Genomic DNA, 10,639 nt, shown 5'->3' on the forward strand with positions numbered 1-10,639 from the left:
TTGAATTCTCTAATATCTATTCTCCCTCACCTTCGCCTTCTTTTAAGCATACCCTGTATAAGGAATCGAAGGAGGTGCCCTATTAATGAGCTACATTGACAAGGCCAGGGAGTTGGGAGAGGCCCTGCTCCAAACCCCCGAAGTACAAGCTGTTTTGGCCGCTGAAGCCGCTATTAAAGCTGACCCTGAAACCAACGAAGCATTTCTTCAGTATCAAGAAAAGGAACGTCAAATTGTTACTACCCAAATGATCAGTAAAGTAACCCCCGAAAAAGATGCCTTAGCTCTTATTGACCTCAAAGTCCGTCTTATGAACAAACATCCCTTGATCCGCACTTATTTCCAAGCCCAGCAAAGCTTTGAACGAGTCATGGCCATGGTTAATCTCACCATTACCACGGCAATTCACGGCATGCCCAGTGCTGACCAACTCCCCTTACCAGATGAAATCAAAAACATGGCTCAAAAAGTCTTAGAATCGATCGGCGGTGGTAAACAAACAAAAAACCTGGAATTTCCCAAGGATATGAAGCTTCCGCCTGGGTTAAAACTTCCTCCCGGTCTAAAAATACCCGGTCTGACCGACGAGTAATAAAAGGTAACTATCATGCCTCCCCAGCCATATTGCGGTCCTAAATTTAAAAACGAAATTACCAATCCCATTACCCTCCTAAGTTTTTTAATCGTCCTAGCCATCGGGGGGTTCCTGATCCTTAAGACTTGGTTTTTTTAATAGAAAAAAGGAGGTGAGTGACGTGGCAACACCAAATAATGCAGCTTGCACGACCATGCCTATCACTCCCCTCGCCTTTTCTCTACTCATATCCAGCCCTATTCGCAAAGATCTGCCTTTCTCACCGACAACAGCTTCACTTTTGCCCCTCGCCCGGGTAAAGTTGCCTTATGCCGGATTAGTTGTGGCGGCCTTGGATATCCTGATAACCTTCCTAATAAAGCGTTCCCTGGTTCAGGTCCCGCCTCTTCAAAGGATACCCCCTCGAAATTATTCCATTACTCTAACCTTAGACCAGCTAGCCGATCTCATCAGCCGAACCTCTCAGGGCCAAGTGTTCAATCCTGGCAATTTCTATGTTCAACAACCCCAACCACTGGATGAGGACGAACCCCTTTTCCCGGATAATCTAAGCTTTTCCCTAACAGTCAGCGGTCCCTTGGGTAATTTTAACGGAACTCCGGATTCCGCCTTCAACGTTCCTTTATTTGAAATACCCGGGGCACCCGGTAATTTGATTATTGCCCTGATTACAATAATTGCCCAATTCTATATTGAACAGGCCAATATTAACGGATCTCTCGGCACAGGAGGGGGGAGCCTATGAACACTCTCCCCAATCCCAATGATCCTGCCACCCGGTCCGACGTATCACCCTTTGGCATGGTATTTGCTACACCTGCAGCCGGGGCCAGCTTTATCAGTATCTCTGTTTTTTTTCTAATTATTTTTGCTGCTAACGCCATTCTGAACTCGGCTACGGTTCGAACCTTAGGAATTATTGTTAGCTTAAGTCTTATCGCCTTTCTCTTCATCATTATCATAATAATATTCCAGCTTTAGCAATCTTCTAATGGCAGGGCTCACAAAGCCCCTTTTTTATGACCATTTCTCAACACCAAATGGCATTAAACAACATATTCTATTGAGAGAAAGTTTGTCATTGGGAGGGAGAACCGTGAGATTTACCTGGGATCAGGGTAATGGGTTCGCACCAAGGGGGGGGGGAATCCCTAACCCGGGGCGGGGATTAGGGGGCACCCCAAGGGGATTCCCACCGACGGGGATGCCGCCGACGGGGATGCCGCCAATGGGCAGGCCGCCGATGGGAATGCCACCCACAGGAATGCCACCCACGGGAATGCGGCCCATGGGGATGCAGCCCATGGGGATGCCAACCACCGGTATGCAACCGCCCACCGGAATGCCCCCCGCAGGAATACCGGGGGCTGCCCCCGGCATGCCCGGTTTTAGCGGTGGAACCATTCGCAACAACTTAGGGGCGGAATTAAAAAAACGTGGTTTTTTTCAAAAAGACGGTAATATCAAAAACCTGCGTGGTGGCTTCTTTGGTGCCAAGCCCCATAAAGACCCTGTGGAATCTCAGGCACAGCCTCAAGCGCAACCTCGGGAGGGGGGTAACATGGGAGTCGGACCTTTCTCATTCCTGGGCAGTGGGGGCGGACCCGGTGGACTCGGTGGACCCGGTGCTCCCGGTATGCAGCCCCGACAACTAATCCTGGAAGCATCCCAACCAGGAATTAATGCTAATGGGATCGCTTCTATTTCCCCGGACAATGTCTTTTCCTGTATAGCTAATTTACCTCCACCAAGCACCTTCCTTGGCAGTGGACCGGGAACTTATGCAGCTTATCTTATGGATGCTAAAGGACAAAACGGATTCTTAGCCGGTATCCTAAGACCTGCGGGCAATGGGGTATACCAAGCTCAATTCCGCAGCCAGGTCCCATTATCCCATTATAATCTGGTCATGATCACAGCTGAAAATCCCCAGCGTTTGGGGCATGTACCCCAAGGACCGATTATTCTACAAGTAAAGCAAGCCCCCGGGCCGATCCGCTTTCTATCCCCTCTCAAAAAGGCGGGAGGGACTGTTAAGAAAGCAGGAGGATCTATATGGGGTAAGCTCTCCGGTCTCATTCCGAAAAAAGCTGCTCCTGGGGTAATTGAAGGGGTCATCCCCGAGGGCGGGGCGGCCCTTTCCGAAGGGGCAATTCCCTTAACCGGAGGTGTACCGGCAGGAACAGTTGAATCTGTGATCGAGAGCGGAGCAATCTCCGGCACCCTTCCTCCCGGGCCCTGATATACGGAAAAAAGATCCTTCGCATATGCTCGGGATGACACACCGTTTTAAGCTATATCATACTGAGCGAACAGGGTCGTATTTTGACCCAAACGAAAGAGAGGTGTCCACTACTTTAACGTAGCGGGCACCTCCCTTTTCATTAAATGCTAAAAGTATGGTTACCAATGGTTTTCACCACTGGACGAGTTTTAATCCAGCGATCAGTCGCTGTTTTCGGGTTATAGTAATATAGTGCCCCATTAGTTGGGTCCACACCCTGTAAAGCGGCTTCCGCGGCCTTATAAGCACTTTCATTGGGTTCGAGATGAATTTGCTTATCAATAACCGCCGTAAAAGCTCCCGGCTGATACACTACCCCATGAATAGTATCCGGAAAACGATCATCAGCAACACGATTTAACACCACGGCTCCCACAGCAATTTGGCCCACAATATCCTCCCCCCGCGCCTCGGCATGGATCACGCGGGCAAGCAGTTCTAATTCTTCGTTACTAACCTGCAGTACCCCTCCGCGGGATGGTTCGGGGGCTAAAGCTATAGCGGGGATTGCTTCCGCTTCTGCCTCCGGCCTTACGGTCGTGGCTACGGGGACCAGGAGTTTTTGGCCCGCCAAGATGCTATCCGGCTGAGTAAGGCCGTTTAGCTTAATAATTTCCGGAATAGTAGTCTGATATTTTCGGGCAACTTCCCAGAGATTCTCACCTTTAAGCACTGTGATTAACCGAGTGCTTTCACGCAAATTTTTATTTTCCTCATGACCTCCGTAATTTGGTTCATCCTCAACATTTTGAACCTCAATATTTTGAACCTCAGCGTTTTTTTCTTCCTCTGAAAAAACTACCACAGAGTCATCTGTCCCTGGATTATCTGCAAGGAATTCGACATCGACTATTTCATAAGTGGGTACACCTAATTCCCCATTCGCTGGATATACCATCCCTTGAAACCAGAATACTAAAGTCATCATCCAGCACAGAAGAATCGCCGTGGCTTTTCGGCATCGTCGGTATGGCAAACAAAATCACCTCTTGAGTCATAATTATTTCTAGTCTTTCCCAAAATCAGTGATTTTTATCCATTACTCCGCCTGCAAATAAAAAAAGCCTGTTGCTCACGAACTTTATTGTTCGTTTTGCAACAGGTTTTTTTGCAGTTTTTAAATTGAGTCTACTTAATCACAGTATCCCTTCTGTCTGAGTTTTGCCACATGCTCCTGTAGAATCTTTTCAATATCAATTTCATATTGCTCTTCTAGGACAAACATCATGGTAATCGCCGTTTGAGCTACATCGATAAGCTCCTGGGCAACCATATGCATAGCCTCAGCTTCCTCGACCCTCAAGCGTTCTCCACTGAGTCCACGAAATTTCCCAATGGCCTGTGCCAGCTCTCCTGACTCTTCCATAATCTTAAGTGCCGTACTCTCCAGAGAGGGACTTAGACGGTTAAGACGGGGTAAGGTTACCGTTTTCGAAAGGCTTAAAGGGGAATTCCCTGTACATTTCTCCATAATTAATTAACTCACTCCTAATGAAAGAGACTTCTTTCGGTGGGGGATTTGACCCCTGTTTAAGCTGATCAGGATTCTTCGCCGGCACTCAGAATGACAGCCAACTTAGGATGACAACCACTTTGAAACAAGGAACCTGTCCCCCTGTTTCACTTTACTTGGTGGTGACGGGGGTAATGACGCCTTCGCGGAGGGTGGAGCCATCTTGACCGGTTATCCCTTGGTGAGTGATCAGCCAGTAGGTCTTGCCGGGTTCCAGCAGCACCTGAGGTATTACTTTAACTGCCCGCTCCTCACTTTGTTCGAATTTAACAGGAATCCGTTTCCCGCTTTTTACTTCCACAAGCTCAATGGTTTTATCGCCGACACTCTGGAATTTGACGGCGGCGGTAAAGCGAACGGTAAAGGTTTTATCTAAGGGAATCCCTTTAAGTTCAGTCATACCGCTATAGCCTGGGTAAAAAAACGGCCATACCCTTTCCTTATCCTTAGGGTCGAAAGAGTTCCACTGGGAACCGTTCTTCCAAAGCAGGCCACCGGGAGGGTCGATTCGCTCAACAAACTCCCGATAAGTAGACCAATACTCAGAAGTTCTGGCTTGACCAAGATCGATCTGCCAGTCCTTGCCTCCGGCGGTAAATTGGATGCGTTCTTTCGAATCCTGCCCATCTTTACTATAACTCCTAAGCATCATCTCCGCCATTTTTACGGGATCATTATCCGATATAGGGACATCGGGACTAATCCCTACCCCATTGATTTCCTTACCATAAGGGGAGTAAAACTTAGCCACCGTTAGTTTCAGCACATCACCATCGGTAAGCTGATACAAACTCTGTACGGAACCCTTGCCAAAAGTATTCTTCCCTACCACCGCTGCCTTTTGATAATCCTTCACAGCCGCGGTCAAGATTTCCGAAGCACTGGCACTATTTTCATTAGTTAAAAAAATGACGGGTTTTGTAATCATGAAGTCATGCTTAAAGGCAGCCGAGGGTTGAAATTTTTGAGACCGGTCTTTAGTTTGCAGGGCGGTATTGTTCCCAATAAAATAACCCGCCAAATCTAAAGCCGTAGTTAAGTACCCCCCCGGATTATTGCGCAAATCCATAATCCAAGCCTTTGCGCCCAGCTTATCAAGCTCTTTAACAACCTTACTAAAGGTCTCCACCGTGGTCTCCCCAAAGGATTCGATAGCCACATAGCCAATATCGCTACCAATCATTTCCCCGGTCACAGTGGGTACTTCAATAGCCCTGCGTTGAACCCGAAGGTTAAGACGTTCCTCTCCCCGCAGAACCACAATATTCACGGAACTTCCCGCAGGTCCCCGTAAAAGACCGGTGGCCACCTCCTGGGAAAGCCCGGCTAGGCTTTGCCCCGCCGCCTCAATAATAACATCCCCAGGCTTAAGCTTTACCTCCTGAGCCGGTGAGCCGTCAATAACCGATACTACTTCCAGACCCCGTGGTACCAACTGAATATATATACCAATTCCGGAAAAGCTTAAATCCATGGAATTGATAAAATCCTGATATTCCTTCTGGGTAAAGAAAGTCGTATGGGGATCCCCTAAGCCCTTGAGCATCTCATCCACCGTTGGCGCACTGAGCACCCTGGAATCTACGGTATCCACATATTCATTCTCCAGTAGATACCGCACATCATCTAACGGACTGCCTAAAGCTAAGGCCGGTGCCGATATACTAAGTATTAATGCAAGGGCAGAAGCTGTAACCGCTTGCCAACTTTTCCTTCTCAAATTCTTTATTACCTTTTTATAGTCCATACCATTTCCGCCCCCTTATTTCTCCAAGAATTCGACATTTATCACTGGATTCCTGTTAGGGTATGCTATTTTTCACTACCGGCAGGGGGGAAATATGACTTTAAAGGTTGTCCCTCGCTCACTGCTTTCCACTTGGATCTTGGCATTATGGCGAGTCACGATACCATAGCAAATTGCTAGCCCAAGTCCGGTTCCCTCGCTTTTGGTGGTTAAAAAGGGGGTTCCCAAGCGCTCGAGTATTTCCGGGCTAATGCCGGGTCCTTGGTCCTTTATCTCGAGAACGACCTGCCCCTCGGAGGAATAAGTATGAATCCACAGCACTCCTCCGGCACCCATAGCTTCCAGTCCGTTACGGGAAAGATTAAGAATCACCTGTCTGATCTCTTTTTCATCCATCATAATTTGGGGTAACTCCCGCAGTTCCGCACAAATCCGCTGATCATTACCCACAGCACTAGCATCCAATAAGGGCAAAAGGGATTTGATGATATCATTTAAGTTATGAGCCTGGCGTTCATTCTTATTACTGCGGCTGATGGCTAAAAACTCCGTCAAGATCTGATTAGCCCGATCCAGCTCCGCAATCATCAAATCAAAGTAAGTAGTATATTCCCTGCAGCCCTTTTTTTCTTTGAGCAGCTGAATAAATCCCCGCACCGTTGCCATAGGGTTTCTTACCTCATGACTAATGCCGGCAGCCAACTCGCCAATTAGGTTCAAACGTTCCAAGCGAGCTAATTCACGCTCGGTTCGCTTTCGCTCATTAATATCCCGCACGATATCGTAAATTCCAAGAACCCGCCCGGAACTGTCTTTAATTAAAGATATCGACAAAGAAATATCGATAATGCTCCCATCCCTGCTGAGCCGGCGGGTTTCAAAATTAGTTACTTCCTCCCCCCGTATGGCCCTGGCAATGACCTCCAGGGCCTCTGCATGCAATTCCTCCGGCACAACGGTAAGCACCGATTTTCCCACAATCTCGGCTTCCGTAAACCCATATATCCGCATTGCCGCAGGGTTCCAATAGGTAACAATACCCTCAGTGGTTATTCCCACAATCCCATCGTTGCTTGACTCAACGATAGAAGCCAGACGGTAAGCCTTCACTAAATTAGTATTGCGGTCTTCCTCCAGCCAGGCGATTCGCCTTTCTGAGGAAGCATCAAGATACTTTTTATTCAGAAAATCCCGACCGGCATGATCATAGAGCTTAGCAGATACCAGCCAGGCAATCAGAATAAAAATCAATCCCTCAAGTGAGTCAAAAGTAATCCACTGCTTATTTGGCTCAAAGTTCTGAAGGCCACCTAGAAAAACTATAAAAGAGCTTAAATAAAGAACAAGGGAATATATTGGCCGAATGTAAAAGATGACGGTTATACCGAACACAACCAAAAAATAGCCTGTCATCTGCTGCAGGATCAGCTGAGAAATTCCCCCGGAAAGAAAGGCCGGTTGGATGAGGATAAAAAAGGCCGTAATCAGAGCAAAGGCTGTCCTAGCTTGAGATCGGTCATAGGGCCCTTTGATGAATAGAGAAGCAAGCAGCAATAACTCTGCACCGCCCCCCAGAATCAAGTGCCAATAGAATAATTGTTGACATACCGGTTTGAAATCCCATATCCGTACTGAGGAACCGGAAAAATCATAAACCAATAGGGCGCAGGCAAACAACATGGTTAAGAGCAGAAGAATCCTGGCCCGCTGAAAGTTATATCCTGCAACATAAGCCTGGAAATCGGATTTATAACTTTTATCACACTCTGCTGAATCTTTAATAACCCCTCGCCATAAAGCCATAACGAATCCCCTCGCGCTCAAAGAATTCCCAAAACCTTATCCAATATTCAGTTTTTATGACACTATGATAACCTCTTAGCAAACCCCTCCATAAAAATCTCATATAACCTCTTTGTCATAGGGCCTGACTTGCCATTCCCTACCACTACACCATCACATTCCCTTACCCCGATTATCTCGACCCCTGTATTGGTCAAGAGTATCTCATCAGCTTGCCGCAGCTCCTCAAAAGTAAGCTCCCTCTCAGCCACCTCAATTCCCGCTTCCCGAGCGGTGTCCAGCATAATTGCCCTGCTTACCCCGGGGAGAATTCGTCCGTTAAGCGGAGGGGTCACTACCTTTCCCTCCATAACTATAGCAACATTGCTGCTAGAGGCCTCGGTAATCAGCCCGCCACCCGGTTCCTTGCCGAGGACAAAGATAGCTTCATAGGCATCTTTTTCAGCCGCAGCTTGTTTAGCCAAAACATTAGGAAGGAGGTTCAAGGTCTTGATATCGGGATGGGCCCAGCGTTCATCCGCTACCGTAATACAACTTACCCCTGCTTCCCGTACCTTCTCCTCTATAGGAGCCATGGGGGCAACGAATAAAGTGACCATCGGCTCCCCCTCCGGTAAAAAGGCATGCATCCGCGGACCTACTCCCCGGGTCACCTGCAGATAAACCATGGCATTAGCAATCCCTGCTTTTTCCACACATTCCCGGATAATCCGGGTAAATTCCTCACCGGTTTTAGGTGGAGTAATGCGAATTTCCTTCATGCTGCGTTCAAAACGCTCTAAATGCTCCTTTAAGGCAAAGAGCTTGCCCTCACAGACTTTCACCGCCTCATAGACCCCATCCCCAAAAAGGTAGCCACGATCCAAGAAGGGAACCTGAGCCTCCTGCAAACCGGTAATTTTCCCATTCACCCAAGCGATACCTGTTGTCTCCGTCATCTAGAACCTCTCCTTTTAGCTATGCCTTATTCTCAGATGTTCATATCTTAGTTTCATTTCCGTCCCCCTATTACCGGGTAAAGAAATAACTAATTACTTCGAGAAAAATTTAGACAATCCTTCTTTTGGTAAGTGAATTAGCCTTTACATGAAAAACCCCAGAGCCAAATGCCCTGGAGCTTGTCCACTATTTTTTAACCAACCTTGCGATATCCTCTTTTATGACACGACTGATAAAATAAGTTAAGCAAAGAATCTAATTTCTGGCTCATCTGGACCACCGCAGGGTCTGCCAGCTCCTTGTCTTTAGACAAGACATAGAGTTGATTACGCAAATCTTCAATTTCCTCAATTAAGTAGATAATATCCATACCTATCAACCACTTTCTACTACCTACTCTAGGGTTATCGCTTCCACAGGACACCCGTCGGCAGCTTCCTGAGCGTTAGCCTCCTCTTCAACAGGAATAGGTGTCGCAATAACAATTGCCAACCCTTCATCATCCATATCGAACACACGGGGGCACACACTCGCACAAGCTCCGCAGCCAATGCAATTACCTCTATCTATTTTGGCTATCATACTGAACCACTCCTTTCATATTAATCGACATTTTACCAGATAGGTGCTGCAGGAATGTTGATGCAATACATACTCAAGGCGTAATTAAAATCACACTTGCATATCTATTAAAAATACCTATCCTGAAAATTAAAATCTTTTCGGAAGCAGCGAGAGTGATCTTGAAATTATTCTAATCTAATTTTCCAAAAAAATATCGAAAAGAATGTCGATACCTGAAAAAATCACGATCTTTTTTTCTTAGTTTTTCGTTAATTTATTACATCTATCGCTAATTTTCCCAGCCTCTGAAATTTCAGTACGCTCGCATATTTATACTTCCTGTCACTTATTTCCTTTTGCAATTAGGGTATTTAAATATTTAATTACCTTGCCGGAATGCCTATCCAACTTCTTTAAGCAAGCTTGGGCTTCCTTGATATCCCCTGCTTGGTAAGCTTTAGCCGCCTCCAGGGCCATTTTGTGGACCAGGTGATGGGGCTCATCCAAAGCCTTGAATTCCGGGGCATCCTTTAAGGGATTACTATCTTGAAAATACCATTTGCCCAAGCGGCAATTCTGATGAGAAGTAACTTCTTCCGGAGTAACCTCTTCAATTCCCTTGATCATATTGACGATACGGGATTTCCAGAGCAAGTGATCAGTTTTGGCCTTTTCGAGAATTTCTAAGGTGGTTAGATTTGCATTGGCCAACTTAAAGCTTTCTACATTATGGTTTAATTCCTGCGCCATATAGGCTGCTGTCTGAATGCTTCCCGCTACTGTTTCCAAGGAGGAATTTATTTGTTCCGAAGAAGCCGCCACTTCTTGAGCATGGTCGGAAGTGTTTTCGATTACCGTAGCTACTGAATTAATCAGGCTCACGATTTTTTCGGAGCTGGCTACCTCGGAATCCGTTACCTCCACACTGGCGTATACATCCTCGGTAGTTTTCTTTACCGCCCCATAAATATTATTCAGAGCGTCGCCGGCTTGGTTCATGATCTGAACCCCATATTCCACTTCTTGGCAGGTTAATTTTGTGGCCCCTACCACATCATCCACCCCAATGCTAGATTCATGATAGCAGTATGTTGGAAAATCTCATCTACCCCTGTATTAACCTTTTGTTGAAATAAGAACGTGGTCAGAATAGCAGCTAGGAAGATGACAATTATCCCCAAGTACCCGCCGAGA

13 protein-coding genes are annotated in these 10,639 nt (G+C 46.7%); 4 read left to right on the forward strand and 9 right to left on the reverse strand.

All coding sequences use genetic code 11. The annotated features are described in order from the left end of the window. Positions 1–85 precede the first annotated feature (85 nt). The 3 genes from AC1U9U_RS13375 (at position 86) to AC1U9U_RS13385 (ending at position 1,576) form a co-directional block, all read left to right on the forward strand. Positions 86–592, forward strand: coding sequence for a YlbF/YmcA family competence regulator (locus AC1U9U_RS13375; RefSeq protein ID WP_479961049.1), 507 nt, complete (start codon positions 86–88; stop codon positions 590–592). A gap of 154 nt (positions 593–746) precedes the next feature. Beyond that, positions 747–1,340, forward strand: coding sequence for a hypothetical protein (locus tag AC1U9U_RS13380; protein ID WP_479961050.1), 594 nt, complete (start codon positions 747–749; stop codon positions 1,338–1,340). Further along, a complete protein-coding gene (locus AC1U9U_RS13385; protein WP_479961051.1) occupies positions 1,337–1,576 on the forward strand; it encodes a hypothetical protein in 240 nt (79 codons plus the stop codon). Before AC1U9U_RS13380 ends, AC1U9U_RS13385 begins: the two co-directional genes overlap by 4 nt. A gap of 132 nt (positions 1,577–1,708) precedes the next feature. Here the strand turns inward: AC1U9U_RS13385 and AC1U9U_RS13390 are convergent, their stop codons facing one another. Further along, positions 1,709–1,933 (reverse strand): hypothetical protein, encoded by a 225-nt coding sequence (locus AC1U9U_RS13390; RefSeq protein WP_479961052.1) that lies wholly within the window; start codon positions 1,931–1,933, stop codon positions 1,709–1,711. Between the two features lie 4 nt (positions 1,934–1,937). Here AC1U9U_RS13390 and AC1U9U_RS13395 point away from each other — a divergent pair, with 4 nt between their 5' ends. Further along, positions 1,938–2,837, forward strand: a complete 900-nt coding sequence (locus tag AC1U9U_RS13395) for a hypothetical protein (RefSeq protein ID WP_479961053.1) — start codon at positions 1,938–1,940, stop codon at positions 2,835–2,837. A 142-nt stretch (positions 2,838–2,979) separates the two neighbouring features. On the opposite strand, the gene AC1U9U_RS13400 is transcribed toward AC1U9U_RS13395, so the two are convergent. From AC1U9U_RS13400 to AC1U9U_RS13435, 8 genes are all read right to left on the reverse strand, one after another. Continuing rightward, positions 2,980–3,855, reverse strand: a complete 876-nt coding sequence (locus AC1U9U_RS13400; RefSeq protein ID WP_479961054.1) for a cell wall hydrolase — start codon at positions 3,853–3,855, stop codon at positions 2,980–2,982. Between the two features lie 156 nt (positions 3,856–4,011). Beyond that, on the reverse strand, positions 4,012–4,350 hold the full coding sequence (locus AC1U9U_RS13405) for a MazG nucleotide pyrophosphohydrolase domain-containing protein (RefSeq protein ID WP_479961055.1): 339 nt from the start codon (positions 4,348–4,350) through the stop codon (positions 4,012–4,014). Between the two features lie 154 nt (positions 4,351–4,504). Further along, complete coding sequence (locus tag AC1U9U_RS13410; protein WP_479961056.1) at positions 4,505–6,139, reverse strand: S41 family peptidase; 1,635 nt, start codon at positions 6,137–6,139, stop codon at positions 4,505–4,507. Between the two features lie 75 nt (positions 6,140–6,214). Beyond that, complete coding sequence (locus AC1U9U_RS13415; protein ID WP_479961057.1) at positions 6,215–7,942, reverse strand: PAS domain S-box protein; 1,728 nt, start codon at positions 7,940–7,942, stop codon at positions 6,215–6,217. 62 nt (positions 7,943–8,004) lie between these two features. Further along, the gene (locus AC1U9U_RS13420; RefSeq protein ID WP_479961058.1) at positions 8,005–8,880 is read right to left on the reverse strand and encodes a D-amino acid aminotransferase; all 876 of its coding nucleotides are present in this window, start codon (positions 8,878–8,880) and stop codon (positions 8,005–8,007) included. A gap of 194 nt (positions 8,881–9,074) precedes the next feature. Further along, positions 9,075–9,251 (reverse strand): Spo0E family sporulation regulatory protein-aspartic acid phosphatase, encoded by a 177-nt coding sequence (locus AC1U9U_RS13425; RefSeq protein WP_479961061.1) that lies wholly within the window; start codon positions 9,249–9,251, stop codon positions 9,075–9,077. Positions 9,252–9,274: 23 nt separating this feature from the next. Then, positions 9,275–9,463, reverse strand: a complete 189-nt coding sequence (locus tag AC1U9U_RS13430) for a ferredoxin (protein ID WP_479961059.1) — start codon at positions 9,461–9,463, stop codon at positions 9,275–9,277. Positions 9,464–9,787: 324 nt separating this feature from the next. Continuing rightward, the gene (locus tag AC1U9U_RS13435; protein ID WP_479961060.1) at positions 9,788–10,498 is read right to left on the reverse strand and encodes a methyl-accepting chemotaxis protein; all 711 of its coding nucleotides are present in this window, start codon (positions 10,496–10,498) and stop codon (positions 9,788–9,790) included. Between the last annotated feature and the right edge of the window lie 141 nt (positions 10,499–10,639).

The organism is Desulfitobacterium sp. (assembly GCF_982384815.1).